Source organism: Nostoc sp. (assembly GCF_036919495.1).
Lineage (GTDB): Bacteria > Cyanobacteriota > Cyanobacteriia > Cyanobacteriales > Nostocaceae > Nostoc.
On sequence record NZ_JBALBZ010000116.1, the window covers coordinates 1 to 26,472 of the forward strand.

The window sequence follows — 26,472 nt, forward strand, 5'->3', positions numbered from 1 at the left end:
ACGATATCAACATATAAGCATAAATACAGAGGGCAAGACACTGTGATTAGAGTTGCAATCAACGGTTTCGGGCGGATTGGACGTAACTTTGCACGATGCTGGGTGGGTAGAGAGAATAGTCAAATCGACCTTGTGGCTATTAATGACACATCAGACCCTAGAACCAATGCTCATCTGCTGAAGTATGACTCGATGCTAGGGAAGATCAAGGGTGCTGAGATTAGTGCCGATGATAACTCTATTATCGTTAACGGTAAGACCATTAAGTGCGTATCCGATCGCAACCCAGAAAAGTTGCCCTGGAAAGATTGGGGAATTGACCTAATTATCGAAGCAACCGGAGTATTTACTAGCAAAGAAGGAGCGCTCAAGCATGTAAATGCTGGAGCCAAAAAAGTTCTGATTACCGCTCCTGGTAAAAACGAGGATGGCACTTTTGTGGTTGGTGTGAATCATCACGACTATGACCACAACAAACACCACATTATCAGTAACGCTAGCTGTACTACCAACTGCTTGGCACCGATCGCCAAGGTGTTGAACGATAAGTTTGGTATCATTAAAGGCACGATGACCACCACCCATAGCTATACAGGTGACCAACGCTTGCTAGACGCTTCTCACCGGGATTTGCGACGGGCGAGGGCAGCAGCGATAAACATTGTACCCACCTCTACTGGTGCAGCAAAAGCAGTGGCGCTGGTTATCCCAGACCTCAGAGGCAAGCTAAATGGTGTTGCCTTGCGCGTACCTACCCCGAACGTCTCAATGGTAGATTTCGTAGTTCAGGTTGAGAAGCGTACTATTACTGAAGAAGTTAACCAAGCTCTCAAAGATGCTGCTGAAGGCCCACTCAAAGGTATTTTGGCCTACAGCGAACTAGAACTGGTATCGTCTGATTATCAAGGTCATGATGCTTCTTCGATTGTTGATGCAAGCTTGACTTTGGTCTTGGGTAATGACCTTGTGAAAGTTATGGCGTGGTATGACAACGAGTGGGGTTACAGCCAACGAGTTTTGGATTTGGCAGAATTAGTAGCCGAGAAGTGGCAATAATTTGTCATTGGTCATTGGTCATTGGTCATTAAAAAAATGACATAAAAGCGCTGGCGGCTACTTTACGAAAACGCCAAAGGCAAACGTGTAGGGTAGGACTATTGACCAAAATGTTGAAATCCCTGGCTAAGACTCAGAACTTGGTCAGGGAATTTTTTTTGTTGGTCGTGCAATAGTACTGTTGATCCAGATGTAATGCTGCCTACGATCACAGCACCTTGACCAAGATGTTCTACTAAGGCTGATGCTGACTCTTGTGGCAAGCACAGCACTAATTCAAAGTCTTCGCCACCGTATAGAGCATATTCCAGCGCTTGCTCTTGTGTCAGCCAAGGGTTAAAAGTTTTTGGTACAGGAATTTCTCTTCGTTCTAATACAGCGCCAATACCACTGGCGCGGCAAATTTGAATAATCGCATCTGCTAAACCATCGCTGCTATCCATACCAGCAATAGGTAGTTGGGAATTAGGAGTTAGGAGTTGGGAGTTAGGAGTTAAGATTTTCCAGAGGATTGGTAAGACATCTAATCGTGGCTGTGGGCGTTGGTGGGCGCGGATTAAAGCCACCTTTTCCACGTCGTTGAGGTCTTGTCCTAATTCGGGATGCAAGAGCAGTTCTAAGCCCGCTTTTGAGGCTCCATGAACGCCTGTAACAACGATCGCATCTCCAACAACAGCAGTAGAACGGCGGATAATTCGATGAGGGGAAACTTGACCAAAAGCAGTAATTGCCAGAGTCGTCACAGGCGATCGCACGACATCACCCCCAACAATTGAGGTATTGTATTTTTGCAGGCATTCTGTCATTCCCTGGTACAATCGCTCAACCCAACTTACCCTAACTTCGCCCGGGAGTCCCAACCCGACAGTAATTCCCAATGGGGAAGCGCCCATAGCTGCTAAATCTGATAAATTGGCAGCAGCAGCCCGCCAACCAGCATCTTCTGGGGAAGTGGTAACATTGCTAAAATGCACGCCATCAACCAGTATATCTGTAGTCACTACCAAAGATTGCTCTGGTGCAGTCACCAGAACTGCTCCATCATCGCCGATAATTTCTGGAGGACAGAAGCGCTGCAATCTTTCTAAAAGACCTTGTTCACCGATATCTTGTACTTGTTGAGAAGATAACTCACTGTTCACAATCGGTTTTCCGTGTTACAAAATTACGAAGAAAACTGATGATTTGTTTTACTGTTTAAGATAAGGGTATCGTCTAGGAGTCAGTTGGGATGGTAACAACACCAGTAACCAGCATCATATTTGAGGAGTACTTAATCTATGATGATGGTAACGGTTCTCATTATGAATTGGTGGATGGCAAGCTAGAGCTAATGAACCCACCAACTATTGAACATTTTCTGATTGTCGATTTTTTGGATACTGCCTTGAAAGCAGAAATCAAACGTTGTAACTCTACTTGGCTGTGTTTTCGGGAAAGTGGGGTGAGAACGGGTAGAAATAAATCTAGGTTGACTGATTTGTGTGTAGTGACACTGGAACAAGCCAGAGAATTGTTGAATGCCTCAGCAGTATTTCAGTCACCGCCGTTACTAATTGTCGAGGAGGTCAGTCCAGAATCGGTGAAACGGGACTATCGCCATAAGCGATCTGAATATGCGGCCTTAGAGGTTCCTGAATATTGGATTGTAGATCCGTTAGAAGGGAAGATTTCGGTGTTATTACTGGAAGATGGATTTTACGAAGAAACAGTTTTTACTGCTAATCAGCAAATTGTATCACGGACTTTTCCAGAATTAGCGATTACTGTTGATCAAGTGTTCACCGTTGGGAATCTGAATCAGGGGAGACGCGATTAACCGCGTCTGTACAGGAATTATTCTCCCCCTACTCTCTTCTTATGCAGTTTGTGGCTCAACCAGATTTTCTATTCCCTGAACAACTTTTGCCGATTCAATTTTGTCACCCGCCTTCAGTTTATCCAAAACTTCTTTGCCTTCGGTGAGATAGCCAAAAACGGCATAGCGACCATCTAATAGGTTGCGTCCGGCGGGGGTGAGTTCTGGTTCAAAGAGGAAGAAGAAGAATTGAGAAGATCCACCATTAACTTCACTTTCGGGACGAGCCATTACCACTGCACCAAAAGCAGAGAAAGGTAAAACTGGCATATCAACGTAACGGCCAGCTTCTTCTAGTGTAATGCCATAAGTAGGTGCTTTATCACCCTGAACTAAGACTTCTAAGGGTATAGCGCGATATTTACCCGTGTTTGGATCAATGAAACCCACGTCTTTACCTTCTGGATCTCCAGTTTGCAAAAAGTAAGATTCTTCAGAACGGGTAAATTCTAAGCCATTATAAAAACCCCTCTGTACCAAATCTACAAAATTACCAGCAGTGACAGGGGCACTATAACCATCTACTACCAGGGTTAAATCACCTTTGTTGGTTTTTATTTCTACAGTGGCACGACCTTTAAGTTGTGGCAGTTTACTGTACTCAGTAGGGACTTCAAAGGGGAATTGTTTCACCATTGACTCTTCTAACTGAGTAACGAGATTCAGAAGTTTGCCTCTCTCTTCCAGAATTTGTTCTTTATCTTTACTCTTCGCCAATTCTTCTAATTTACCCACCCCAGATTTCAACTCCTTAATCCAAGCTTCGCCTTGGGGTTGGCGTTCTGCGGGAACGCTTGTTAAGATTTGGGAGGGTTTATCGAGAATGCGGGATGCTTTGCTGATGTCCTTGGAAATAGCACCCCACCGCCGATTAGCCCGGAGTTGGGCAGAGATGTCCTCTAAACTGGCTTGTAGTTGCCGTACAGGTTTGTTATCTATCGGGAGTGCATACCGCAACAAAGCCTTACCGTCGGTAATTGCATTGCCAGATGGCAGTGCGGCGCTACTGGAGGGAGTCCACCCAGATGTAGTTATGCCTAAAAATATTGTTACCAGCAGTATTGCCATTAGGCTGTTCTTCAGCCAGGATTTTAATAAGTTAAGCATGGGATAACTCAAATGCAGCATTAGATTGTTGACTGGACGTAACCCATCAATAATCTTCCCACGTTAAGGGCGGAGGATAAATGACTAATGACTAATGACAAATAACTAATGACTAATGACAAATGCCCAATGACGACCCTAGAAGGGTACAATAAATGCCGATTGTCTTCCAAAATTTGAAAGTTTCATGATCTCCAGTAACGACTTTCGACCCGGTGTTTCAATTGTATTAGATGGGTCTGTATGGCGAGTGCTAGAATTCCTGCACGTCAAGCCAGGTAAAGGTTCCGCTTTTGTCCGAACTAAGTTAAAAAATGTCCAGAGTGGCAGCGTGATGGAAAAAACGTTCCGAGCCGGGGAAACAGTTCCGCAAGCCACGCTAGAAAAAAGCACGATGCAGCATACCTATAAAGAAGGCGATGAGTTCGTCTTTATGGATATGGAAACCTACGAAGAAGGTAGATTGACCCGCGCACAAATTGGCGATCGCGTCAAATACCTCAAAGAAGGTATGGAAGCCGAAGTTATTAAGTGGGGCGACCAGGTGCTGGGAGTAGAATTGCCTAAGTCTGTCGTTCTGGAAATTATCCAGACAGATCCAGGTTTAAAAGGTGACACTGCTACCGGTGGGTCAAAACCAGCAACTCTAGAAACTGGTGCAGTTGTGATGGTTCCTTTGTTTATTTCTCAAGGAGAACGCATCAAAGTTGATACCCAAGAAGATAAATATATCAGCAGGGAATAATTTTCATCTCTACGGAGATGCTTGTTCCCGATGGAAATCCCTACATAGGGATTTAATCCCTGCCACACTTAAGATGCTCATTTACGGATTAGGTCGAGGTAATAAAAACTGTGCCATTGGACTTTAATGAAATCCGCCAGCTACTGGCAACTATCGCCCAAACAGATATTGCAGAAGTGACGCTCAAAAGCGATGATTTTGAACTAACAGTCCGTAAGGCTGTGAGCGTTAGCAATCAGATGTTGTCGGTAGGTCAAGCGACCTTCGGCGGTGTGGTGGGTTCTGGCTCGACATCGGGTTCATCTGGGGGAAACCAGGTGAACACGAGTCAGGTAACGGAGGTGTCCACATCTCGTGTGTTTGAGAATACTGGTACTAGCACACAAATGCAGTTGTCAGTAAATCCCCCCTCAACCCTTGACCAAAGATTAGTAGAAGTGCCTTCCCCAATGGTGGGAACGTTTTATCGCGCTCCGGCACCTGGGGAAGTGGCATTTGTGGAAGTGGGCGATCGCATCCGCAAGGGTCAAACTGTCTGTATCATTGAGGCTATGAAGCTGATGAATGAAATCGAAGCCGAAGTCTCTGGACAAGTAATGGAAATTCTTCTCCAAAATGGCGACGCTGTAGAATATGGTCAACCTTTGATGCGAATTAACCCCGATTAAGTATTAATCTATATATGAAATGAATCATCCTAAATGAGTCATCGTTAAAACTTCAGTCCTTGCGGGTTAATCCTGATGAAACAAACGTTGCCTTTACCGCCAGAAGTGGTGCAACAAGTAGCTGAATACTTCAGTCTGTTAAGTGAGCCGATGCGCTTGCGGCTGCTCCACTTATTACGGGATGAAGAAAAATGCGTGCAAGAGTTGGTAGAGGCAACACAGACTTCTCAGGCAAATGTGTCAAAACACCTAAAGGTAATGTGGCAAGCAGGTATCCTTAGCCGCCGCAGTGAAGGAACTTGCGCCTATTACCGGGTGGAAGATGAAATGATTTTTGATTTGTGTAATCGGGTTTGCGATCGCCTTGCCACAAGGTTAGAACAGCAAGCCCGTAACTTTCGTGTGTTAAATAGCAAACGTTAGGTCATTTGTCCTTTGCCAATGACCAATGACTAAAGCTGATAATTTTTCTGAAAGCTTTCACGAGTTAGTGGCTGTTGTAACTCTAGACCCTCACCGCCTAAAACATCCAAAGGTTTGCCGTTCACGTCAATGTACACCTTGGCTTTGGGATTTAAAGTTGTAGCAGTGTAAACAACTTGTCCCACGCGACCCATCATTGATGTGCTTCCACCACCACTGGTAAAATCTTCAGATAAATTAACGTGAACTTCGTCATTTTCCGCCTTTAGCCCCAAAAGTTTAGTTCCTTTGGGGATAGTTGTAGAATTTGTCCCTTCTGCTTCTGCTGGTGGGCCTGCCAATAAACTTTGGAAAGCTGCTTCTAATGGCTGGTTGGGTCGTATAGAAGCGACTCTAACAGGCTGGGGGACTAAAGTAACATTTTTGTCCGTTGGTCTGAGCCAATAAACGTTAGGGGTTTGCTCATTGGCTGGCTGCTTAGTTGATGGCTGTGCTGGTTGAGCGATACGCTCAGAGGGGTTTGACGGTGTGGGAGTATTGCTGGAGTGTGTAGTAAACCAAGCCACACCGCCACCCACTGCTACAACCACTGCTGACACGGCTGCAATTGCGCCTGAAGAAATACGATTAGATCCTTGTTGGTCTTTCATGTTCAAAACCTTCCTGACTGAGGGCTGATATGGTAATTATGTGAGGAGCAGCCTGGTTAAGGACGATACTTATAAGTGGAGAGTTTCCCGCAACCTGGAGGAGGCGATTATGTTTAATTCTGCAAGTCCCTGATTTAATTTTAGAATTTCTATTTCTTATTCGTCACCTGCCAAATTATGTAAATCTCTTTCTTTTTGGAGATGATTAAATTTACAACGCAGAGGAACGCTAAGGAAAGTATTTATTCCTCTGCGTAAAATTGGTGTTTAATTTTTTACCTGAATGGCGGCGGTAATCCACTTATGAAGTGTATTTGTAACTTCTTCAATGACTATTTCTTGAGAGTTACGGGTTGCTCTTTCTACAACTTCGACTTTGCCATTAGCGATCGCACGTCCGGTTACAATTCGATAAGGTATGCCTATCAAGTCAGCATCTTTAAATTTCACTCCAGCCCGTTCGTCGCGATCATCTAGTAGGGTTTCAATTCCCCTGGAATTGAGTTCTGTGTAAAGTTTTTGGGCGATTTCGATTTGTTGAGCATCCTTTACGTTGGGAATTGTGACGATCGCGTGGTAGGGTGCGATCGCAACTGGCCAAATAATCCCATCTTTATCGTAAGATTGCTCTACGGCAGCTTGTGCTAATCGTGACACACCTACGCCAAAACAACCCATCAATAGCGGCTTTTCTTCACCCTGTTCATTGGTATAAGTTGCTCCCATCGCTTGGGAATATTTAGTACCTAATTGGAAGATGTGACCTGCTTCAATTCCACGGGCGCTGAAGAGAGTTTGTTCTGGGTTATGGATGGCGCGATCGCCTGGTCTTGCCTTCCGTATATCTACTATTAGCCTTGGTATTGCAAATTGCTCAACCCAATTAGCACCGACTACGTGATAGCCAGCTTCGTTCGCACCTGTAACAAAATTTTTTAAATCAACTGCTGTTTGATCCACTAAGCGCAAAAACTTGGGATGGATCTGTTTATTGGCGTTAATATACTCATCTGCGATATCTGGCGCAATGTAGCCTAAAGGTAGAGATTTAGCTGTCCATGCTTGTTGGGCTTCTACATTTGGTACATTCAAAGTAATAATAGTTTTAGCGCCATACTCAGAAGCTAATTTAGTCAATTCATTTTGCAACTTGACCTCATTAACTTCTTGATCCCCTCGGATGCTCACCAAAACTAACACCGTTATACCATTATCATAAACTGTCTGATAAAGGACATTTTTTACTAATTGAGTGGGAGAACAGTTGAGAAGTTGACAGACCTTTTCAATCGTCTCTGTTCCAGGTGTATCGCGTTTCTCGTAGGTTGTAAACCGTGAAATTTCGGCATCAATTGGTAAAGAAACAGCTTTTTCTACGTTAGCGGCGTATTTACCATCCTCAGTGTAGAGAACTTCGTCTTCACCAGCTTCTGCCAAAACCATAAATTCTGTGGAACCAGAACCACCAATTGCACCAGAATCAGCTTCCACTGCCCGAAAAGCTAAACCAGAACGTTGCAGGATATTGCTATAGGCTTTATACATATCCTGGTAAGTTTCTTTGAGGCTGGCTTCATCGGCATGGAAGGAATAGGCGTCCTTCATGATAAACTCCCGTCCGCGCATCAAACCAAAGCGGGGACGAATTTCATCACGGAATTTGGTTTGAATTTGGTAGAGATTTTGTGGTAGCTGGCGATAAGAGCGAATCATATCACGAGCGATCGCTGTGATGACTTCTTCATGAGTTGGGCCTAATCCTAATTGTTGCTCACGGCGGTCAATTAGGGAAAACATAATCCCCTCAGCTTTGGTATAAGTGTCCCAGCGTCCTGATTCCTTCCATAAATCAGCAGGTTGTAATTGTGGTAAGAGGCATTCTTGTGCGCCTGTAGCGTTCATTTCTTCTCGCACAATTTGGGAAACTTTTTGTAATACCCGCCACATTAAAGGCAAATAAGCATAAAGACCACTACCGATGCGACGAATGTAGCCTGCACGGAGTAATAATTTATGACTAGGAATCTCAGCATCAGCCGGATCATCCCGGAGTGTAACGAATAACATTTGTGACAGTCGCATCGTTTATAGCCTTTCTTTGATCACTAATTTCTATGTCAACTAAAGTATGAAGTATTAAGGATGAAGTACAAAGTACACAGCGTTATTTATTTTTCATTTTTACTTATAGCCTTCCGCCTTTTTAATCGCGATTTTAGGAGAAAACTACTTTGGCAGATGTAATTTATCAAGCACAGCCACCTTTAGAATTTATTCCTCCGGCGTTTAACCCCTTAGTTTTACGGGTTGTCCATCTGTTGCTACCCAGTTGGATAAACTGGCAAACACCTATTACCCAAATTGAAGCAGACAACGTAGAGGTGCTTGTGGATCTCTATCGCCAGTTTCAGGAGGGTAAGATCCGTTTTATGCTGGCATTTCGCCATCCTAAAACAGACGATCCGTTTTGTTTGACCTACTTGCTGTCTCAACTCGTGCCAAAGGTAGCACGATCGCAAGGTACAGCGCTACAACTTCCCATTCACGCTCATTTTATCTACGATCGCGGCATTCCTCTATGGGCAGGTTCCTACGTCGGCTGGATTGCTTCTCGTTTAGGTGGGACTCCGATTCAGCGAGGTAAGGCTGACTGGACAGGGTTACGTTCGGCGCGGGATTTGTTCGCCAATGGGAAATTTCCGATGGCGGCTGCGCCAGAGGGTGCAACCAACGGTTTATCAGAAAATATTAGCCCCCTAGAACCTGGTATTGCCCAATTAGGCTTTTGGTGTGCTGAAGATTTGCACAAAGCTGGACGCGACCAACAGGTTCTAATTGTACCAGTTGGGATTAAATATAGTTACGTTGATGCTCCTTGGGGTGCGATCACTAATCTTTTAAGTGAAATGGAAGCGGCTAGTGGTTTACCTGTGAATGCACCAGTAAATGCTTCTATAGAGTCGCTTTATCCTCGGTTATTAATTTTGGCAGAACATTTACTTTCGTTAATGGAAAAATTTTACACGCGCTTTTATCATCTCAAGCTGCCAGATATGAAAACAGTAGTAGGAGAAATTGAAGATAGAAATGAAGCGTTAGCAGTTCGTTTGCAAGCTTTATTGAATGCGGCGCTACTAATATCAGAACAGCATTTTGATTTGCAGTCAAAAGGTACTTTGAGTGACCGATGTCGGCGGGTAGAACAAGCTGGGTGGAATTATATATTTAGAGAAGATTTTAAGGATGTAAAAGGAGTATCTGCTGTTGAAAGAGCTTTAGGCGATCGTGTTGCTGAAGAAGCGAATGCGCGGATGTGGCACATGCGGTTAGTAGAAAGTTTTGTGGCTGTTTCTGGTAATTATATTCGTGAAAATCCCACAGTAGAAAGGTTTGCTGAGACGACTTTAATTTTATGGCAAATGATTGCTAAAATAAAAGGCAATAAAGGTGTACAGCGTCCACAATTGGGTCAGCAAAAAGTAAAAATTACTGTGGGTGAACCTATATCTATTTCTGAACATTATCCGGCGTATAAGGAAAATCGTTTGGGTGCTAGACAAGCTGTTGCTGATGTGACAAATGATTTACAGCACGCTTTGGAAGGATTGATCTGATTAGGATGGGGAGGATCTTTCTCTCCCTCAGCATTGCAGTATATAAAATATCTTTAATTGTTAATTGCCATGTGACTAGGTAGTTCTTTATAATCTATCAATCTGAAACATTGCTACTAAAAGTTTATACAACTTAATTGACTACCATTGGATCTTATAAGGTAAAAGTCCGAATTAAATCGGCAGTCGAGGCAATTGCTATGCTTTCTTCAGCTAAAAAAAATGATATGCCTACTAATTGGTCTTTTAACTGGTTGAATTTGTGGCAAAATACCGATTTTGAATGTCAAAATATCGTCAAACTTGTTTATAAGGGTAAAGTCTGGGGATTAGTGCGATATGGTCTTTATCCCTATCCTGGCTCTCCAAAGTTTTTAGAGATAGAACACATAGAAGCTCACCCTACAAGTCGAGGAGAGGGGGCTGAACGCTTCATGGAACCAATAGGCAAATGGTTAATTTGGTATGCAAGCAAGGTTGGATTGGAGTTGTGTCAAACCGAAATAGATGAACCGCTAGTTGTCCTGGTTGCTCTAGATACTGCTGTGTCCTATTATAGTAATAAGGTGCAGATGGAGTATCTAGGGGCTGTCACAATCGCTCCGGGAGAAGATGGATATGCTTTTAGATTCTTGCGGAAAGCAGCCGCATCCTTCTGTGATCAACAAGAAAGCTTAAGAGGAGCGCCAAAGCTATATGGCCAGTAATACAATAAAAGCCGGGTCAAAAGTTGTTATGACTCACGCCCAAAGGCAAGCTTTCCTGAAAACGTCTCCTTTGGGACAACTATTCGGAGTAACACATTTACTACCTGAAGTCGAAGATTCAAAAAGCCACAACCATGCTTTAAGTAATCAAGCAAAATTGGTAGATATATTACCCTCTAGCGAACAGAAGTTTCAGTATAAGATGTTAGAGCCTTGCACAAAAGGTCGTGGTAAATGGTTCAGAACTGTATCTTGGATGCATCTCTATCACTCAAACCTTGAAAAAAGGTTATCTCAAAGAAAAACAATGGTAATAGTATAAGTAGTAGTAAGTAAAACACTTGAGATAAATCTAGAAACAAATAATGTAAAGATTAAAGACGCGATTAATCGCGTCTTTAATTACTTTGACCAGAACAATCACTCAAGCGTAAATTAATTAAAATTTTGCAGTTGCAGAGGTTAGTTATGGAAACTACAACTAAAAGACAAGAATTGTTAAAAGCAATCAATCAAAGACTAGAACAAGCTTATGAAGATACTTTAGAAGATATTCTAGAATTGTTAGATATTAGAAAAGCAGAGGATCAAGAGGATATTAAAGCCTTTGAGGAAGCTGAAAATGAACCTACTATTACTTGGGAACAGTACAAAAAAGAATTAGAATCGTGACTTATCAAATAGAACTTTCTAACAAGGCTGCGAAACAATTAAAAAAATTATCTGCTGATATTCGAGATAAAATTAACGAGAAAATTTTAGAACTGGCTGACAACATTAAAGTTATGCGATGAAGGATGGTGAGGTGTCTGGGTCTTCTTTTTTATCGGCTTCTGTAACTGTTTCTATACTTACACCCTTCCAAGGAAAATCAAAATATTGTTCTTGAACCGTTTTTAATTCCTTTATTGACTCTTGGAAAAATAATTTAATAGCAGATAACTGGTCTTTTTCAGATAAAACCTCTTGTAGGCTTTTGCGATAAAAAATACCTGACCATGCTGGCAAAACTTTTAAATTAATAGGAGTCCATATATTGGGTTTATCGTTAATTATTTTTTGCATAGATTCAATAATTTTTGAGCGTTGTCCAAACTTAGGAGAAACCTGCAAAAATATACCTAAATACGGATAATCAGTTAAATTACTTGGATTTAAACCGAAGTAGCCAAGACCACACCATAAGTCCCATGTCGAGGGAGAAAAGTGGGTGTAGATAATATATCTCTCGTCCCATTTCCATTGAGTCCTACTTGCTGCACCTCTGATAATACCCCCAAAAGCTAGCTTGAATTTTTGCTGTACTTCTTCATTGAGAGTTGATTCCATGAGATTAAGAGTTTTGTTAAAATTCACCATTGCCAATAAGTCAACTGATGAAAATTGATTATTCTGAGACATTCTGTTATTCCTCATGAAAATTAATATTTCTTGGGCTAAGATATCAAATGCGCGTTCTTTTAAAAAGCTATAAAACTGATACCACCTGAGTTGAAAAAAATTTACCTTGGGTAAGAAATCAAGGCAGTATTTTTTTATTTCATCTTTTGGGTCATAATCACGGGTAATGTAAATTAAAATTCGATGTCTGACATTTGGTAAATTACTCAAAATATCAGCATATTTTTTTAAAGCATTATTTCCATCCTTTGCACCAATTTTTGATTCAATAAATATTACATCTGTGCTTAAACCTGTTGAAAGTTCAACCACAATATCAAGTCTACTATCCTCAGTATGGTTTGCCAGTGCTTGATGTTCTTGTTGGGTTGAAATCTTGATGCTGGAATAATTATCATCACTAATGATTGAGTGATGTTTTAGCCAACCAAGTAAAATATCATTATTCAAGGATAAAAAATAAGCAACAATCTCAGTAAAAAAATCTTCACGCGGTTTGCTCGGCGAATGCAGATTGAGTAGATTTGTGAACAAAGACATTTATTTTTAAGTATTTAAGATAATTCCAGAAAAGTTATACACAATAACTAAGGTTGTAGTCCTGCTTGAACAAAGCTACTGAAAATTTTTATAAATTCTGTTTGTATTCGGTATTACTAACGTTGCAGCAGTTATAACTTAGCCGATCGCAGTTTGACAAGGGTGTTATACAAATGATACTTACAACAAATAGGGGTAAAATTTTTACCCCTAAAAAGTTGCGTATTTTTTTAAAAATAGCTAGAGAAGTTTATTGCTCTGAAGTTAAGTGACTTTCTAGCAAAGATGCGATCGCTTCAGGGTGAATATTCTTGTATTTCTTTTTACCAAGCTGCAAAACACAGTTGGGGGCGCTGCTACAGCATTTTTGGCAACTAGTATGTTCAATGGTAACTTTGTCTAACAAACCGCGATCGCACAAAGTTTTTTCTAATTCTGATAATAGCCCTTTACCACCACGTTTGAGGCAACCGCCCTTTTGACATACCATAATCCTCGCTTTCATTTGAGGTGGTAAATCTTGCTTTGGACATGCATCAATTGGTGTCACTCGATAGGCTTTAATTTTTATTTTACTTGTGCGTGAGTCTACCTCACTATGACCACAAACACGAACTTTCTGTCCAGGAACTAAGGATGAACTTAGTAAACGGCGTAACTCTTTAGGTAGTTTAATTTCCACATTTCCAGATGGAACTGCCAATTGCAAATATTTATATTTTCCTGGTTCACCACCAATAAAACCTAGTAACTGTCCTTCAAGGTTCAATTCTGATAACGTCAAATATTTGTCACCCATGATTGATAAAAAGTTAGTGATTAGTGGTTAGTCATTAGTTAAGAGTTATAAGTCAAGTAGTTAAAACTTATAGTTTCTAACTAAGAAATTCCTACTCATTAAATCTTGCACCTGCTCCATCTCCCGCCAATAAATTTATTTCTTGGCTAATAGCTTAACTCCACTAAAGTGGACTAAAAACCTTACTTAGTCTTCAATAGATAGACTTTAGCTATTAGCCTTAGAATTCATTCTGAGGCAATTGTGGGAACTGGTGCAATATCTGAGAAACCTACTCCCCGTTTTTTTAAGCGAGTCGTTTAGCTTCTACTGTTTGAGGTAAATTTGCTGTATCTGGCAAATCACGAAATTCCAATTCCCAACCATTTGCTAGGGTGAGAACTTTACCATCATTTCCATCGGTTTGTTTGACGACTTCTTCTTCAAGGTCTTTTTTAGCAACGTAAACTACTAAAGTACCGGCGTCATTCATGCGTAGCATTACTTTCATGAGATCCCTCAACAGATTCTAGTTCTTTTTTCATACAGCCGACGACGAATCCTGTTTCCAAGAAATGCACAGCATAGATATAGGAAGTCTGCAAATATGTCCCTATACTGGCTATGTAGCCGATATCTCCTTTGTTCACTAAAACTTGCCCGACTTCTTTACCAGGAAAAGTACCATCGTTCTTGAGCAGTTTCCGAACTCTGACTTTTTCACCAATTTCAAAAGCAGGCGGCAAGTTTAGCTCTAATTCATCACGTTGCATGAGAGTACCTCTGTTCTCTGACCAAATTCAATAGTTCTTCTGTCGTCAAACTGCGTTTTTTCTGTACCGATTGATGGCGCACTGCGTCTAAAACAGATTGGGTTTCTTGGGAGTTCAAGAAAATTCCATGCTGTTCTAGCAAGTTAGCAACCAAATGCCGTCCAGAATGTTTACCTACTACTAAACGCCGTTCCCAACCCACTTCTTCGGGAGCAAATGGTTCGTAGGTAATGGGGTTTTGCATTACTCCGTGGGCATGGATGCCAGATTCGTGAGCAAAGGTATTTTCGCCAACGATCGCTTTCCAGGGTGGTACATTTGCACCTGATGCAGCTGCAACTAGTTGAGACAGTTCCAGCAAGTTGGGAGTGTCGATGCCCAAATCAACACCGTAGATGCGTTTGATCGCCATGACAACTTCTTCTAAAGCTGCATTTCCTGCCCTTTCACCCAATCCATTGACTGTGGTATTCACCGATAAGGCTCCGGCTTTGATACCCGCAAGGGCGTTGGCTGTTGCCAAACCAAAATCATTGTGGGTGTGGATTTCTAGGGGAATCATCAAAGCTGAAACTAGTCGTTTGACCTTGGTGTAGGTGCTGAAAGGGTCAAGAACTCCTACGGTGTCGCAGAAGCGAAACCGGGATGCACCCCATTCTTGAGCATAAAGTGCTACATCTAAAAGGAAGTTTTCATCAGCCCTGGAAGAATCTTCTCCGCCGACTGCTACCCAAAGACCTTGATCGACAGCGAAGCTGATACAGTCTTTGAGTTTTTGCAAACTGACTCGCCATTGACCGTGGAATTTGGCGGCGATTTGGATACCAGAGACGGGAATGGCAATATGCACCCGGTTCAGACCGCAAGCGATAGAAGCCTTAATATCTGAGATGACGGCGCGGTTCCAGCCTAGGAGTTTTGCTTGTAAACCCAAGTTAGAAATTGCGGCGATCGCTCGTGTTTCTTCGTCACCCATTGCCGGTATACCCACTTCTAATTCGGGAATACCAATGGCATCGAGAAACTTAGCGATCGCAACTTTTTCTTCTAGGGTGAAAGCAACACCTGCTGCTTGTTCGCCATCACGTAATGTTGTGTCATTAATTATGATTTGATTCATTGCAAATATCCCTCTCTTGGAAGTATTCTTAATAACCTTTCTCTCTACAATTCCCAGCGATGGCAAATGCTAAAAATATCACAATTCATAATGTAGGATACATGATCCTTAATTATTGACCGATTATCAGCATCACATCTGTATGGCAGGGAACTAAAAGCATGTATAATTTACTATTCATTTTTACCGATGTCAGTTGTAATTTCTTCGATTAGCAATGAACTGATATAGCTATTAGCAAATCCTGAACAAAGTAAAACACATAATCCAGCAATTAAGGATGTAATCATCTTAGTAACCTCAGATTTTTTAGCGCATTGGTGTGTAATTTCAGCAGGTAATGGGAAGGAAAAGCTAAAGGGTTCAAATGAGCTAACTTTGTTCTGCTAGCCAGTCAAAAATCTTTCCTAGCTGCTCTAAATCAACTAAACCATACTGCCAGAGGAGCATCGGTAGTGGCCCATTTTCTAATTCACGGTGTCGCAGAGCTACAGCAATATCAGCATTTGAAAGTTCAAGTTCGTTGTGCAAAAAATTCAGAAGTTTTATATCTCTGTTACGAGTCGCCATAAGTGATTGAACTTTCAATTTATTAATTTGGAAAAGAATTAAAAATCAGAAATTTACAGTCTATTTTGCTAATTTCACCTTTGTAATTGTCGCTAGATGTCAGGAAAATTTCAGATTTAGGAGACTGGACAAAATCTAAAACTCGGTTAATCTCCCTCAGTCTGCAACAAATTTTGTTAGCGTACAGTAGCTTCAACTTCTAAAGCTATTCGAGCTTTGTGCATCTATGAACAAAAAGGATGAAGTGCAGTACTTGCGTCATGAATTCAAGATTAACCGTGTCTGAATTAGGTATTTTAGAAATACTCATGACTCATCACTGTAATGCCAGCAACGCTCTAGCCACTCTAATAATTCGTGACGAGAAGCTAGAAATTGCATAACTGTACTGCGAATTAAAATCGCTTCAAGCAAATTGTTCACTTGCACTCGTAAAGAACCATCGGGGGGACAGGAACTCTGAATTTTTAACTCTTGCAAACGGTGGTAGATTGGCCAGCGATCGCTCAACGGAATTTGCAAAACTTGATCGCCTAAAGTGTGATTTGTCATTTGTCCCTTGTCCTTTATCAGTTGTCTTTTGTCATTTATCCTTTACTAATGACCAATGACTAATGACTCTTGACTTTTAAAGTTTGCAGTTGTTTTTCGAGTTGCTCAATGCGTGAGAGCAAAGAACGAATCACAGTTGCTTCCACATCGGGTAGCTTTCCATGTTCTAAAGGAGAAAGGCTGGCGCTTTCGTTCCGAGAAATAATTCGACCGGGAACTCCCACGACTGTGCGATCGCTGGGGACATTCTGCAAGACAATGGAACCTGCGCCAATACGGACGCGATCGCCAATTTGCAGATTACCCAAAATTTTCGCACCCGCACCGATAACTGCATTTTTACCAACTGTAGGATGACGCTTACCAGTTTCTTTACCAGTTCCGCCAAGGGTGACGTCCTGATAAATCAGTGTGTAGTCGCCTACGATCGCAGTTTCGCCAATGACAACGCCCATTCCGTGGTCGATAAACACGCCCTGACCAATTTCTGCACCTGGGTGAATTTCAATTCCTGTTAAAAATCGCCCCAAATGAGAAATTAAGCGGGGGATAAAACCCACACCTCGACAATGTAACCAGTGAGCAAGACGATGCAAACAGAGTGCGTGCAATCCTGGATAGCAAAACACCACTTCTAGCCAATTACGTGCTGCTGGGTCGCGCTCAAAAATAATGCGAAAATCACTCAATAATGGCTCAAGAAAAACGCCAGAGAGAAAATTTTTCAGCATGGATGTATGGGCAGAATCCTGCGTTTTGGTAGTCTGGCTATCGCTAACACTGTCTAAAGACTGTTGCATCGGTAATGTCAATCTGGTAAAAGAGCTATCTGCTATTTTTATGCTTATATCAGGTGACTTCCAACTCGATACAAAACTCAATGCTGATTGGATTTATTGGATTGATTAAGGTTGTACTCAAACGCCAAAACTCGTACCCCAAGATAAATTTTAAGTTTATCTTGGGGTACGGGTGCTAGTGTTTAACGATGGGGGTACTAGTATTTTTGGGGCAGGGGTTAAGAATTTCTATGCTTGCTACAATAAACTTTACCTGTAAGCCTTTACTAAGATTTAGTCAAGATATTTTGCAATATATTAAGCTGTACTCAGATGCACTCAAATATGAGTTTGATGAGGCTATAAATGAATTTTCTGTATATGCTACTACTATTAGTATCCTATTATTTCCTTAGGCGAAAGACAGATTTCTTTATTTTCTTTTAGGATTTCCTGTCTGTATGTATATATACGTTTCAAAATATAGTTATCGCTCATAGTGAATATCTTATTATATAGATGTGTTGAAGGAAAGCATTTTACTTTTGCAAAGATAGGAATCCGATTTGATTGCTGAATCATTCGAGTAAAACAAGAGGGGTTTTGCTTGGGCAGTAAATTATAGAATGGACAAAAGCACCTATCAAATTGGCAAAGTGTGCCAAATCTTTACTGAAGCCAACCTGGAAGTGAGGGGTAAGAACTAACTTTGACTACTTTTAGTATTTTTTCAATTGTTCTAAATAAACAGCAACCTCCATCATAATGCTGTTACATCTTTGTTAAGAATAGTTACAGCTTCTTAACACAAGGAAATATTTATTATGGCAGTCTCACTGGAGAAGAATGCATCACATCAGGTTGTTATCGTTGGTGGTGGTTTTGGTGGACTGTATGCAGCAAAGGGTCTGAATGCAGCGAATGTAAATGTTACTCTCATTGATAAACGTAACTTTCACCTATTTCAGCCGCTTTTATATCAAGTTGCGACAGGTACGCTATCACCTTCTGATATTTCTGCACCATTGCGATCTGTATTTAGCAAAAGCAAGAATACAAAAGTGTTGTTGGGAGAAGTAAATGAGATTGATCCAAAAGCACAACAAGTTATTTTGGGTGATGAAGTAGTACCGTATGATACATTAATTGTTGCTACAGGTGCTAACCATTCCTATTTTGGTAAAGATCACTGGGAAAAAGTTGCTCCTGGCTTGAAAACTGTGGAAGATGCGATAGAAATGCGTCGCCGGATATTTGGTGCATTTGAAGCAGCAGAAAAAGAAACTGATCCTGAAAAACGGCGGGCTTGGTTGAGTTTTGTCATTGTAGGGGGTGGCCCGACTGGTGTAGAATTAGCAGGTGCGATGGCAGAATTGGCATACAAAACTCTCAAAGAAGATTTCCGCAGCATCGACACCTCAGAAACGAAAATTTTGCTATTACAAGGGGGCCCTCGCATCCTCCCACACATGGTGCCAGAGTTATCGGCATCAGCAGCAGTATCTTTGCAAACGTTGGGTGTAGAACTCTACACTCACACCAGGGTGACAAATATTGAAGGTGATACTGTTACTTTCAAGCAAGGCAATGAATTTACAGAAATTGCCTCAAAAACTATCTTGTGGGCAGCAGGTGTCCAAGGTTCGCCAATGGGGAAAGTCTTAGCAGAAACTACAGGTGTAGAGCGCGATTACTCTGGGCGTGTAATTGTAGAACCTGACTTGTCTATCGAGGGTTATGACAATATTTTCGTAATTGGAGATTTAGCCAACTTCTCCCATCAAGATGCTAAACCTTTACCTGGTGTCGCACCTGTAGCTAAACAACAAGGAGAGTATGTAGGTAAACTAATTCGACGACGGCTTCAAGGTAAGACTTTGCCACAATTTCATTACAACGATGTGGGTAGTTTGGCGATGATTGGGCAAAATTTAGCTGTTGTAGATTTAAGCTTAATCAAACTCACAGGTTTCATTGCTTGGGCATTTTGGCTATTAGTTCACATCTACTTCTTAATCGAGTTTGACACTAAATTACTAGTAGTATTTCAGTGGGCATGGAATTATATCACTCGTAATCGTCGCTCTAGATTGATTACAGGCCGAGAAGCTTTTGTAGAACCAAAAACTGTTAACGATAGGGTGCAAGAGCCTTCTGTGACACCTCTGTAAGGGACTTCCAAATAAAAAAACACTCAACCACCTAACAAAAAAAATCTCTCAAACTCTCATTTCTCTGTGTCCTCTGTGTCTCTGTGGTAGCCTGCGGCAAGCCGAAACGTCTACGTTTATTTGGATATTTATTTCTTGGAATTCAGGTATCACAGCATTAGTCAACGATGAAGGGGCTATTGGAGTAATGAGTGCCATGTGGTGGGAAATCTTGGGCGGAGATTAGCTATTCCAGGAAAAGAATATGGGGATAAGATACCGCCCTGAGCAATTTTGGCAATTTGGCATTTCATGACTTCGAGTTGCAGTTTAAATGGAGATATCAACACAACGGGACAGTAAAGAAGTTGTACGAGGGATAAGGTAAAACTTTCCGCTTCTGGTGTCCCAGCTATGCCAGTTGTCAAGTGAGTGCTGTAGAAATGCTCTACATAAATGATACAGCGCTCACCAGAGTTCAGTTCCCGCTCTGCAACTGGCTAGAAATCAACAAAACCAAATATAGCCCAATACGGTTCAGTTAAGCATTTTTTCCTTCTTAGGACTTACGCACGGGTAACACAAAACGAACCACAGAGGGCGCAGAGGTCACAGAGGAATGAGAGTTTGAGAGGGTTTTTGCGTAAGTCCTACTTCTCTTTGCGTCCTTGGCGTCCTTCTCTGCGAGACGCTACGCGAACGCGCAGCATTCCGTTGGCGCAGCCTCTCGAAGAGAAGGAAAGGCGGTTCGTTAAAAAAATTGACTTTGAAAAACGGTTTTAGCCTTAATTGAACCGTATTGAAATATAGCCTAGATGGCAAAGCTCTCGTCAGCACTATTAACTCTGATTATTCTTCTCTTGCTGGATTCTTTGAGCGATCGCTTCTGCAATTATCCGATTATTCTCTTCTATAGGTTTACCATCTTCAGTAAACATCGACGGATATATAATTGCTTCTGAGTCGGGAGTGCGGCGACTAAATAGGATGTTTTTTTATTTGGAAGTCTCTTAAGCAAGCTAGCAAGAGCGTCTCTTCCTGGGAAAAGCAACTGGTGCGCGAATGACTGCTGAACATTTTGATTTTCGAGACTCATTAATGGAGTTCAAAGACTCGTTAACGGAGATAAAAGGTGGATTCATCCAGTTCAAAGACTCGTTAACGGAGATAAAAGGTGGATTCATCCAGTTCAAAGACTCGTTAACGGAGATAAAAGGTGGATTCATCCAGTTCAAAGACTCATTAACGGAGTTCAAAGGTGGATAAACAGAATAGGGGCGTACATTTGTACACCCCTACAGTTTGCCAATGAGTATTAAATTATCAAGAGACGGGAGTTTTTGCAGATTTGCCTCTACCAATAGCTTTAAAACGTTCGCCCAACTGTTCAGCGACAGTTTTTAAGCCTGGAGTCTTTTTTGATGCAGTCTTCACGTAGTCATAAACAGTCAAACTGCTAGTCATCGCTTCACTACCGACAGCCATTAGGGTATCATCTACCTGTTCGGTGAGTTGCTGCATTGAGATTAAAAGTTCGGTAAGCGCAGTGGCTAATTGATAATCCCGGACAAGTTCTTCAACGTCAAAAGTGGCTGGAAGAATTTCGCGGTTAGACTGAGCAGCAGTGACGCTATTGTTTACAAAGGCTAGGCTTTTATCGCCCATTTTTACTAACTTGCGCCGTTCTTCAGTGCTGAGAGTAATCAGAAAGGGCATCTTTTTTTGGACTGTCTGTAGCGCGGCTTTAATTTCTTGGATATCTTGTGGCGAAAGGGTGGCTGCAATATTTTGATAAGCCATTATATATTTACCTTGGGAGTTCTAATGGTGAAGTAGCAATAGTTGCCAAGTATATGATTCCCATTGGTAGATGCGATCGCACATCATAACCTATTTATTTATCTGTTTTAGCGCCGACGCTGAGGGATACTGACCAGATGCAATCAAAGCTTGTCGTTCTATAATCCTTTCATCACCGTTAAAATCTAGGATACGTGCTGTAACTTCACCAATATCTGTTTGATGCACAATTACAGCCTCATCAAGTCGAAAATGCTCACCCCAAAAGTCTCTGCGTGGGTTAAAAAATCGCACAAGTTCGCCAGTTTGCCAATTAATTGACCCTAAATCCGTTCCTTTTTGCAGGTTACAGAAAATACAGGCATAGCAGAGATTATCTGCTGTTGTAGCACCGCCGTGTTTGACACTGATTATATGGTCAACTTGAAAACCTAAGCCGTCTCCTTCTGGATATAAACAATACTCGCATAGATGGGCGGCGCGATCGGCAACTAAACGCCGCAGTTCTACTTTAATATATGGATGAGACATATTGAATACTTACTTAGGGTTAATATACTGATAAGCTTTTGCTTTTGCCAACCTCATAATATGCTCTAGCGTGAGGAAACGATCTAACTCTTGCTGGTCACTTCCAGTAAGACCCTCAGTTTTTGCGCGGTAAACCAGATCCTCTAAACGGTCTTTGGCTGCATCCGAGAGTTTGAAATCGATAACACTTTGAGGAGTGGTTCCAGCAGCAATAAACTCTATAATTTCATCGTAGACTTTGGTTGTATTTACAGATGTAGTCATGAGATTACCTATTTTTATTTAATTTTACTGATTTACAACGTTACTTTTAATGACTTTCCTAATGTTTTTGGCTCTGGTAGAGGTTCGCCGTTTGCCAAAGATGACTCAATCAGCATCTCTAAAACTTCTTGAGGATTTTTAAGAGCATCTTCATAAGTCTCTCCGTGAGTGCAAGGCTGCATTATATGCGTAAACTCAGGTAGCGAAACCACATAACATTGGTTTTCTTCTGACCATTGAATCATAATTGTATATTTCATATTTATTCATAAGCTTCTCGCCGATGAGCAATAGTAGTTACCATAACTTGATTTGTTGCATCATCAACTTGATAAATTACTCGATAGTTACCAATGCGATAGCGATAATAACCTGCAAAGTTACCTTTGAGAGGTTTAACATTAGGATGAAACCGAGGATTTTGTTCTAGTTGCTCAAAGCACCTGGCAACCTTTTTGGCTAAAGCTTGGTCTGCTGTAGCATAAATCTCCTCGGCTTTAGCGGATAACACAACGTTATACATCAGACCGAATTGTTCTCCAGCTTTTTACCCGACCTTCAGCAATATCTTTTTTACCTTCTTCAAATGATTCAATAAATCCAGGGATATCAAGTAACTCTTGGGTAGCATCTTCACTCTCCTTATCTGCTAGATATGCTAAAAAATCAGCAACCAGTTGTAAGCGTTCTGAAGATAATACATCTAAATATTGGTTGATTTGCTGACGAACTTCTGTGTTACTCATATTTTTGCAACTCTTCTACTTCTCTAATTGTGCCAACTTTTTCTGAGCAAATTCTCGCACTTGCTCATCTGGGTCATTTTGTGCGCGATCGCGCAACAGTGGTAAAGTCTGGGGATGCTGAGGAAATTGCTTGATAATTATCTCTAGTGCAATGCGCCGAGGATTGGTGTTATGGGGGGGATCATGGCTATCCTTAAAGGGGTCATTAACAGCGCATTGGTAGTAGATGTCAAACAAATCAGAGTCATCTTTGAAGTTCCTTGCTAATTCTTGGACTGCTGAACGTCGCACAAAGTAGCGTTCATCCTGGATAGCGCATTCTTTGAGGAAGGATTTAGTGTCAGAGTCATCTTTGAAGTTTCTCGCTAATTCTTGAACTGCTGCACGTTGCACAATATAGCTCTTATCATGGATAGCGCGTTCTTTGAGCCAGGATTTGGTGTCAGAGTCATCTTTGAAATTCTTCGCTAATTCTTCAACTGCTGCACGTCGCACATCTTCGTTATCATCCTGGGTAGCGCGTTCTTTGAGCCAGGTTTTGGTGTCAGAGTCATCTTTGAAGTTCTTCGCTAATCCTTGAATTGCTACACGTCGCACATCCCAGTTATTATCATGCTGGATAGCGCATTCTTTGAGGAAGGATTTAGTGTCAGAGTCATCTTTGAAGTTTCTCGCTAATTCTTGAACTGCTGCACGTTGCACAATATAGCTCTTATCATGGATAGCGCGTTCTTTGAGCCAGGATTTGGTGTCAGAGTCATCTTTGAAATTCTTCGCTAATTCTTCAACTGCTGCACGTCGCACATCTTCGTTATCATCCTGGGTAGCGCGTTCTTTGAGCCAGATTTTGGTATCGGGGTCATTTTTGAAGTTCTTCGCTAATCCTTGAATTGCTACACGTCGCACATCCCAGTTATTATCATGCTGGATAGCGCGTTCTTTGAGAAAGGATTTGGTGTCAGAGTCATCTTTGAAGTTTCTCGCTAATTCTTGAACTGCTGCACGTTGCACAATATAGCTCTTATCATGGATAGCGCGTTCTTTGAGCCAGGATTTGGTGTCAGAGTCATCTTTGAAATTCTTCGCTAATTCTTCAACTGCTGCACGTCGCACATCTTCGTTATCATCCTGGGTAGCGCGTTCTTTGAGCCAGATTTTGGTATCGGGGTCATTTTTGAAGGTCTTCGCTAATTCTTGAATTGCTGCACGTCGCACATCCCAGCTATCATCCTGGGTACCACATTCTTTGAGCCAGGATTTGGTGTCGGGGTCATTTTTGAAGTTCTTAGCTAATTCTTGAATTGCTGCACGTCGCACATCCCAGCTATCATCCTGGGTACCACATTCTTTGAGGAAGGTTTTGGTATCGGGAGATTCTTGCCATGTCGTTGCAATTGTAGTGACTGTTTGAGTATGAATTTCCTGAACTAGCTTAGTTTCTTCTTTATCGTGATAAAGGAAATAATAGTACCAGAGGTCATATTTAGTTAAGTCTTTTAGCTTGTCAAGTAATTTATTAGCCGTTGACGCGATCGCAGAGCGGTTTCTCACCTCTACAAGACACTTAGCCGCTAAAAATAGATTAACAAACTTTTCCTCTTCGCCATCTTGCGCCATTAAATAATCAATAATCTCCCCAACAAATCTTGGCTCAATCATTCCCGCAATTAGCAGCAAGACTTCATGCCAACGGTTGATAAAATCCTGAATTTGTTCAGAGTCTAAATCTTGTAAGATAAAGTGGCGAAACTCAGCATTAAGCAATCGTTGCGGTTTATAGCCAATAATCCGAGAAGTGACAATTACCTGCACTTCAGGATAGTCATTAGTAAAGCGATGAATATCAGTAATTACATCCTCTCGCTTACCAGGGTCAAATACCTCATCCAAACCATCAAACATCACTAAGGCATTACCAGCTTTTAATTTTTTATCTAGTTCAAGCTGATTGAGATGATGAACAGCACCACTACATTGATGAAAGAATTCTAGAAAATTATTGCACTCTTTATCTTCCCGTCGCCGCATATAAGTGCGTAACTCAATTAGCAAGGGAATTGGTAATGAGATAGCATTATCCAGTGGAGACTCAGCCCAATTCAAAGCCAGAAATTGCAACAAAGTAGATTTACCTGAACCAGGATCGCCCAAAATCACAAGATATTTATAATCTTGTTTTTTATTGACAACATCTAAAACTGAACAGATCGGCTGTTCAAAATAAACCCGTTTGTGACGTTCTAATTCTTCTAATTCCACTTCTGCTTCTACTTGATCACTTTCTCGCAGCCGCCTAAGATGTTCTTTAGGCAGTTCATGAACTTGTGGTAAAACTTGATGAGTTTTACGGACATTTTGAGCAGTAAAAATTTTCCATAATTTAAGTTCGTTATAGGCATAGCCGCTAGTATCTAAGCTATCTAACTTGAGGTTGCCATAGCGATCGCGGATTCCTTCTTGATATTTAGCTAAATTAAAATCTACAATAACACCAGCAATTTCTTTTGTATTCGTTTCAATATCAGATAACTTTTGTAATTCTAGGATATGGTGTAATTCTTTTGAATCTAAAAGAAGTTCTTGGACTTGTGTTAAATACTGTTCTGCAAAGAATTGCCAATTAAACTTAGATGTTAGAGGTTTTAATTGCAGCCTATTCCAACTATCTTCTAGGGTTTTAGCGTCTAGAGATTCACAATTAATATCAAAAGCCTTACCCAGAATTTCTGCAACCGACTTATCACTGATAAATTTCTGGATGTCTTTGGTGTACTCTTTAATCTCAGCTTCAGCAAGTTTGCAACGAACCTTTAACTGCTGCTGCATGAGTTGCAAAAATTCCTTTAACGCTTTACCAGCAGCAATTTCTATGTCTTCCTTCTTAAGTTTCTTTAAAATCTTGCCAGGGATGCCTTTTAATAAATCCTTAGCCCAATCTTTAGCAGCATCCTTGGCTAAGTCTTCCAGAATGGGTTTAAAAATCAACCCGGCGGCCTGAGTTACACCCCAAATAGCTAACCAGTCCAGCATAATACTCGCTTCTGTTGAGATTTTGATTACGAGTATATACACTACCTGGAGTAATGTTTACAGATTTCGGGGTTATTGCAGAAATATATTGTGCGATCGCGCTTAACCCCACATCTCACCAGAGAATAAGTTCTCTGGCTAATAGCTCAACTTTAGTTCAGCCTTCTTTAGAAGACTTTAGCTATGAGACTGGGAATTCATTCCCAGGCGGTTGTTGGGACTCGCGCTCAATTGCCAACCGCGATGTCTACGATGGGCTACGCCTATGCAATTTTCATACTGCACGTTCACTTTTGCTACAACATGAGCCGCTGCTAATTCTACCAAGGGATATGTGCAATCAATCACCACAGGAATTTTACCAGCTTCAATTCATTCTTTGAAAAAACCAACGCTGAAGACTTGGTTTTTTCAAACACAAATTTGGCTTTGTGACCTAGAAGTAACGCTGTTAAAACTCTTTGTATATGGTTTTAGGCGAAGATAGGGTGGTGATAATTCCGTTAAGTGTGAGGAATTTTGGTTCTTCCGCTAGTTTTATGGAGAATCAATACTAAAATGCCAGTTTAATAAACTGCGTAATCTAAAATTGCTAAAGTTACGAAAGCCA

31 protein-coding genes are annotated in these 26,472 nt (G+C 41.3%); 11 read left to right on the plus strand and 20 right to left on the minus strand.

What is annotated here, in order from left to right:
• Positions 1–42 precede the first annotated feature (42 nt).
• Entirely contained in the window at positions 43–1,056 is a 1,014-nt protein-coding gene (locus V7K25_RS16310; protein WP_335159622.1) for a type I glyceraldehyde-3-phosphate dehydrogenase, read from the plus strand.
• A gap of 98 nt (positions 1,057–1,154) precedes the next feature.
• On the opposite strand, the gene thiL is transcribed toward V7K25_RS16310, so the two are convergent.
• Positions 1,155–2,198 carry a thiamine-phosphate kinase gene (thiL, locus tag V7K25_RS16315; protein ID WP_335159596.1) on the minus strand — a complete coding sequence of 348 codons (1,044 nt, stop codon included), beginning with the start codon at positions 2,196–2,198 and terminating at the stop codon, positions 1,155–1,157.
• A gap of 89 nt (positions 2,199–2,287) precedes the next feature.
• On the opposite strand from thiL, the gene V7K25_RS16320 reads away from it, so the two are divergent.
• Positions 2,288–2,875: a Uma2 family endonuclease gene (locus V7K25_RS16320; protein WP_335159597.1), complete on the plus strand. Its 588-nt coding sequence runs from the start codon at positions 2,288–2,290 to the stop codon at positions 2,873–2,875.
• Between the two features lie 39 nt (positions 2,876–2,914).
• On the opposite strand, the gene V7K25_RS16325 is transcribed toward V7K25_RS16320, so the two are convergent.
• Complete coding sequence (locus V7K25_RS16325) at positions 2,915–4,021, minus strand: peptidylprolyl isomerase (RefSeq protein ID WP_335159598.1); 1,107 nt, start codon at positions 4,019–4,021, stop codon at positions 2,915–2,917.
• A 187-nt stretch (positions 4,022–4,208) separates the two neighbouring features.
• Between V7K25_RS16325 and efp the strand changes: the two genes are divergently transcribed.
• The 3 genes from efp to V7K25_RS16340 all read left to right on the plus strand — a co-directional run bounded on the left by efp (position 4,209) and on the right by V7K25_RS16340 (position 5,857).
• Entirely contained in the window at positions 4,209–4,766 is a 558-nt protein-coding gene (efp, locus tag V7K25_RS16330; RefSeq protein WP_100900474.1) for an elongation factor P, read from the plus strand.
• 110 nt (positions 4,767–4,876) lie between these two features.
• Complete coding sequence (gene accB / locus V7K25_RS16335; RefSeq protein ID WP_335159599.1) at positions 4,877–5,434, plus strand: acetyl-CoA carboxylase biotin carboxyl carrier protein; 558 nt, start codon at positions 4,877–4,879, stop codon at positions 5,432–5,434.
• A gap of 75 nt (positions 5,435–5,509) precedes the next feature.
• Positions 5,510–5,857: an ArsR/SmtB family transcription factor gene (locus V7K25_RS16340; protein ID WP_100900476.1), complete on the plus strand. Its 348-nt coding sequence runs from the start codon at positions 5,510–5,512 to the stop codon at positions 5,855–5,857.
• A 29-nt stretch (positions 5,858–5,886) separates the two neighbouring features.
• Here V7K25_RS16340 and V7K25_RS16345 read toward each other — a convergent pair whose 3' ends face one another.
• Both V7K25_RS16345 and V7K25_RS16350 read right to left on the minus strand, forming a co-directional pair.
• Positions 5,887–6,507 (minus strand): GerMN domain-containing protein, encoded by a 621-nt coding sequence (locus V7K25_RS16345; protein ID WP_335159600.1) that lies wholly within the window; start codon positions 6,505–6,507, stop codon positions 5,887–5,889.
• 267 nt (positions 6,508–6,774) lie between these two features.
• Entirely contained in the window at positions 6,775–8,589 is a 1,815-nt protein-coding gene (locus tag V7K25_RS16350) for a proline--tRNA ligase (protein WP_335159601.1), read from the minus strand.
• A 149-nt stretch (positions 8,590–8,738) separates the two neighbouring features.
• On the opposite strand from V7K25_RS16350, the gene V7K25_RS16355 reads away from it, so the two are divergent.
• From V7K25_RS16355 to V7K25_RS16370, 4 genes are all read left to right on the plus strand, one after another.
• Positions 8,739–10,121 (plus strand): 1-acyl-sn-glycerol-3-phosphate acyltransferase, encoded by a 1,383-nt coding sequence (locus tag V7K25_RS16355; RefSeq protein WP_335159602.1) that lies wholly within the window; start codon positions 8,739–8,741, stop codon positions 10,119–10,121.
• Between the two features lie 137 nt (positions 10,122–10,258).
• On the plus strand, positions 10,259–10,828 hold the full coding sequence (locus V7K25_RS16360; protein ID WP_335159603.1) for a hypothetical protein: 570 nt from the start codon (positions 10,259–10,261) through the stop codon (positions 10,826–10,828).
• Positions 10,818–11,150 (plus strand): protochlorophyllide oxidoreductase, encoded by a 333-nt coding sequence (locus V7K25_RS16365; RefSeq protein WP_335159604.1) that lies wholly within the window; start codon positions 10,818–10,820, stop codon positions 11,148–11,150. The genes V7K25_RS16360 and V7K25_RS16365 overlap by 11 nt, the downstream gene beginning before the upstream one ends.
• A gap of 146 nt (positions 11,151–11,296) precedes the next feature.
• Positions 11,297–11,500: a hypothetical protein gene (locus V7K25_RS16370; protein WP_335159605.1), complete on the plus strand. Its 204-nt coding sequence runs from the start codon at positions 11,297–11,299 to the stop codon at positions 11,498–11,500.
• 111 nt (positions 11,501–11,611) lie between these two features.
• Here V7K25_RS16370 and V7K25_RS16375 read toward each other — a convergent pair whose 3' ends face one another.
• The 8 genes from V7K25_RS16375 to cysE form a co-directional block, all read right to left on the minus strand.
• Positions 11,612–12,769 carry a PD-(D/E)XK nuclease family protein gene (locus V7K25_RS16375; protein ID WP_335159606.1) on the minus strand — a complete coding sequence of 386 codons (1,158 nt, stop codon included), beginning with the start codon at positions 12,767–12,769 and terminating at the stop codon, positions 11,612–11,614.
• A 250-nt stretch (positions 12,770–13,019) separates the two neighbouring features.
• Positions 13,020–13,568, minus strand: coding sequence for a (2Fe-2S) ferredoxin domain-containing protein (locus tag V7K25_RS16380; RefSeq protein WP_335159607.1), 549 nt, complete (start codon positions 13,566–13,568; stop codon positions 13,020–13,022).
• Positions 13,569–13,854: 286 nt separating this feature from the next.
• Positions 13,855–14,058, minus strand: coding sequence for a putative nitrogen fixation protein NifT (nifT, locus tag V7K25_RS16385; RefSeq protein ID WP_100900485.1), 204 nt, complete (start codon positions 14,056–14,058; stop codon positions 13,855–13,857).
• Positions 14,033–14,320, minus strand: a complete 288-nt coding sequence (locus tag V7K25_RS16390) for a nitrogen fixation protein NifZ (RefSeq protein ID WP_335159608.1) — start codon at positions 14,318–14,320, stop codon at positions 14,033–14,035. The genes nifT and V7K25_RS16390 overlap by 26 nt, the downstream gene beginning before the upstream one ends.
• Positions 14,310–15,440: a homocitrate synthase gene (nifV, locus tag V7K25_RS16395; RefSeq protein WP_335159609.1), complete on the minus strand. Its 1,131-nt coding sequence runs from the start codon at positions 15,438–15,440 to the stop codon at positions 14,310–14,312. The genes V7K25_RS16390 and nifV overlap by 11 nt, the downstream gene beginning before the upstream one ends.
• 372 nt (positions 15,441–15,812) lie before the next feature.
• On the minus strand, positions 15,813–16,010 hold the full coding sequence (locus V7K25_RS16400; RefSeq protein ID WP_109012176.1) for a DUF2949 domain-containing protein: 198 nt from the start codon (positions 16,008–16,010) through the stop codon (positions 15,813–15,815).
• Between the two features lie 306 nt (positions 16,011–16,316).
• A complete protein-coding gene (locus V7K25_RS16405; RefSeq protein WP_335159610.1) occupies positions 16,317–16,562 on the minus strand; it encodes an Asr1405/Asl0597 family protein in 246 nt (81 codons plus the stop codon).
• Positions 16,563–16,621: 59 nt separating this feature from the next.
• Positions 16,622–17,362 carry a serine O-acetyltransferase gene (cysE, locus tag V7K25_RS16410; RefSeq protein ID WP_335159611.1) on the minus strand — a complete coding sequence of 247 codons (741 nt, stop codon included), beginning with the start codon at positions 17,360–17,362 and terminating at the stop codon, positions 16,622–16,624.
• An 803-nt stretch (positions 17,363–18,165) separates the two neighbouring features.
• Here cysE and V7K25_RS16415 point away from each other — a divergent pair.
• Entirely contained in the window at positions 18,166–19,512 is a 1,347-nt protein-coding gene (locus V7K25_RS16415; RefSeq protein ID WP_335159612.1) for an NAD(P)/FAD-dependent oxidoreductase, read from the plus strand.
• Between the two features lie 176 nt (positions 19,513–19,688).
• On the opposite strand, the gene V7K25_RS16420 is transcribed toward V7K25_RS16415, so the two are convergent.
• The 8 genes from V7K25_RS16420 to V7K25_RS16455 form a co-directional block, all read right to left on the minus strand.
• On the minus strand, positions 19,689–19,919 hold the full coding sequence (locus V7K25_RS16420) for a hypothetical protein (protein ID WP_335159613.1): 231 nt from the start codon (positions 19,917–19,919) through the stop codon (positions 19,689–19,691).
• An 895-nt stretch (positions 19,920–20,814) separates the two neighbouring features.
• Complete coding sequence (locus tag V7K25_RS16425) at positions 20,815–21,291, minus strand: hypothetical protein (RefSeq protein WP_335159614.1); 477 nt, start codon at positions 21,289–21,291, stop codon at positions 20,815–20,817.
• A gap of 90 nt (positions 21,292–21,381) precedes the next feature.
• Positions 21,382–21,822, minus strand: a complete 441-nt coding sequence (locus tag V7K25_RS16430; protein ID WP_335159615.1) for an HNH endonuclease — start codon at positions 21,820–21,822, stop codon at positions 21,382–21,384.
• Between the two features lie 9 nt (positions 21,823–21,831).
• Complete coding sequence (locus tag V7K25_RS16435; RefSeq protein WP_335159617.1) at positions 21,832–22,086, minus strand: hypothetical protein; 255 nt, start codon at positions 22,084–22,086, stop codon at positions 21,832–21,834.
• Between the two features lie 32 nt (positions 22,087–22,118).
• On the minus strand, positions 22,119–22,346 hold the full coding sequence (locus tag V7K25_RS16440) for a type II toxin-antitoxin system HicB family antitoxin (RefSeq protein ID WP_335159618.1): 228 nt from the start codon (positions 22,344–22,346) through the stop codon (positions 22,119–22,121).
• Positions 22,347–22,348: 2 nt separating this feature from the next.
• Positions 22,349–22,609: a type II toxin-antitoxin system RelE family toxin gene (locus V7K25_RS16445; RefSeq protein ID WP_335159619.1), complete on the minus strand. Its 261-nt coding sequence runs from the start codon at positions 22,607–22,609 to the stop codon at positions 22,349–22,351.
• Positions 22,602–22,832, minus strand: a complete 231-nt coding sequence (locus V7K25_RS16450) for a hypothetical protein (RefSeq protein WP_193950334.1) — start codon at positions 22,830–22,832, stop codon at positions 22,602–22,604. The genes V7K25_RS16445 and V7K25_RS16450 overlap by 8 nt, the downstream gene beginning before the upstream one ends.
• 15 nt (positions 22,833–22,847) lie before the next feature.
• Positions 22,848–25,862, minus strand: a complete 3,015-nt coding sequence (locus tag V7K25_RS16455; RefSeq protein WP_335159620.1) for a HEAT repeat domain-containing protein — start codon at positions 25,860–25,862, stop codon at positions 22,848–22,850.
• Between the two features lie 53 nt (positions 25,863–25,915).
• On the opposite strand from V7K25_RS16455, the gene V7K25_RS16460 reads away from it, so the two are divergent.
• Positions 25,916–26,245: a hypothetical protein gene (locus V7K25_RS16460; RefSeq protein ID WP_335159621.1), complete on the plus strand. Its 330-nt coding sequence runs from the start codon at positions 25,916–25,918 to the stop codon at positions 26,243–26,245.
• Positions 26,246–26,472 lie beyond the last annotated feature (227 nt).

Excerpts from the sequence above, each read along its gene's own strand:
- V7K25_RS16325 (WP_335159598.1), bottom strand. The coding sequence starts at position 4,021 with ATGCTTAACTTATTAAAATCCTGGCTGAAGAACAGCCTAATGGCAATA.
- V7K25_RS16460 (WP_335159621.1), top strand. The coding sequence starts at position 25,916 with ATGTTTACAGATTTCGGGGTTATTGCAGAAATATATTGTGCGATCGCG.
- cysE (WP_335159611.1), bottom strand. The coding sequence starts at position 17,362 with ATGCAACAGTCTTTAGACAGTGTTAGCGATAGCCAGACTACCAAAACG.
- V7K25_RS16440 (WP_335159618.1), bottom strand. The coding sequence starts at position 22,346 with ATGAAATATACAATTATGATTCAATGGTCAGAAGAAAACCAATGTTAT.
- V7K25_RS16375 (WP_335159606.1), bottom strand. The coding sequence starts at position 12,769 with ATGTCTTTGTTCACAAATCTACTCAATCTGCATTCGCCGAGCAAACCG.
- V7K25_RS16455 (WP_335159620.1), bottom strand. The coding sequence starts at position 25,862 with ATGCTGGACTGGTTAGCTATTTGGGGTGTAACTCAGGCCGCCGGGTTG.
- V7K25_RS16405 (WP_335159610.1), bottom strand. The coding sequence starts at position 16,562 with ATGACAAATCACACTTTAGGCGATCAAGTTTTGCAAATTCCGTTGAGC.
- V7K25_RS16350 (WP_335159601.1), bottom strand. The coding sequence starts at position 8,589 with ATGCGACTGTCACAAATGTTATTCGTTACACTCCGGGATGATCCGGCT.
- V7K25_RS16380 (WP_335159607.1), bottom strand. The coding sequence starts at position 13,568 with ATGGGTGACAAATATTTGACGTTATCAGAATTGAACCTTGAAGGACAG.
- V7K25_RS16320 (WP_335159597.1), top strand. The coding sequence starts at position 2,288 with ATGGTAACAACACCAGTAACCAGCATCATATTTGAGGAGTACTTAATC.
- V7K25_RS16400 (WP_109012176.1), bottom strand. The coding sequence starts at position 16,010 with ATGGCGACTCGTAACAGAGATATAAAACTTCTGAATTTTTTGCACAAC.
- V7K25_RS16425 (WP_335159614.1), bottom strand. The coding sequence starts at position 21,291 with ATGGCTTATCAAAATATTGCAGCCACCCTTTCGCCACAAGATATCCAA.
- nifV (WP_335159609.1), bottom strand. The coding sequence starts at position 15,440 with ATGAATCAAATCATAATTAATGACACAACATTACGTGATGGCGAACAA.
- V7K25_RS16435 (WP_335159617.1), bottom strand. The coding sequence starts at position 22,086 with ATGACTACATCTGTAAATACAACCAAAGTCTACGATGAAATTATAGAG.
- V7K25_RS16445 (WP_335159619.1), bottom strand. The coding sequence starts at position 22,609 with ATGTATAACGTTGTGTTATCCGCTAAAGCCGAGGAGATTTATGCTACA.
- V7K25_RS16415 (WP_335159612.1), top strand. The coding sequence starts at position 18,166 with ATGGCAGTCTCACTGGAGAAGAATGCATCACATCAGGTTGTTATCGTT.
- V7K25_RS16345 (WP_335159600.1), bottom strand. The coding sequence starts at position 6,507 with ATGAAAGACCAACAAGGATCTAATCGTATTTCTTCAGGCGCAATTGCA.
- V7K25_RS16370 (WP_335159605.1), top strand. The coding sequence starts at position 11,297 with ATGGAAACTACAACTAAAAGACAAGAATTGTTAAAAGCAATCAATCAA.
- V7K25_RS16450 (WP_193950334.1), bottom strand. The coding sequence starts at position 22,832 with ATGAGTAACACAGAAGTTCGTCAGCAAATCAACCAATATTTAGATGTA.
- efp (WP_100900474.1), top strand. The coding sequence starts at position 4,209 with ATGATCTCCAGTAACGACTTTCGACCCGGTGTTTCAATTGTATTAGAT.
- nifT (WP_100900485.1), bottom strand. The coding sequence starts at position 14,058 with ATGAAAGTAATGCTACGCATGAATGACGCCGGTACTTTAGTAGTTTAC.
- V7K25_RS16430 (WP_335159615.1), bottom strand. The coding sequence starts at position 21,822 with ATGTCTCATCCATATATTAAAGTAGAACTGCGGCGTTTAGTTGCCGAT.
- V7K25_RS16365 (WP_335159604.1), top strand. The coding sequence starts at position 10,818 with ATGGCCAGTAATACAATAAAAGCCGGGTCAAAAGTTGTTATGACTCAC.
- V7K25_RS16340 (WP_100900476.1), top strand. The coding sequence starts at position 5,510 with ATGAAACAAACGTTGCCTTTACCGCCAGAAGTGGTGCAACAAGTAGCT.
- V7K25_RS16390 (WP_335159608.1), bottom strand. The coding sequence starts at position 14,320 with ATGCAACGTGATGAATTAGAGCTAAACTTGCCGCCTGCTTTTGAAATT.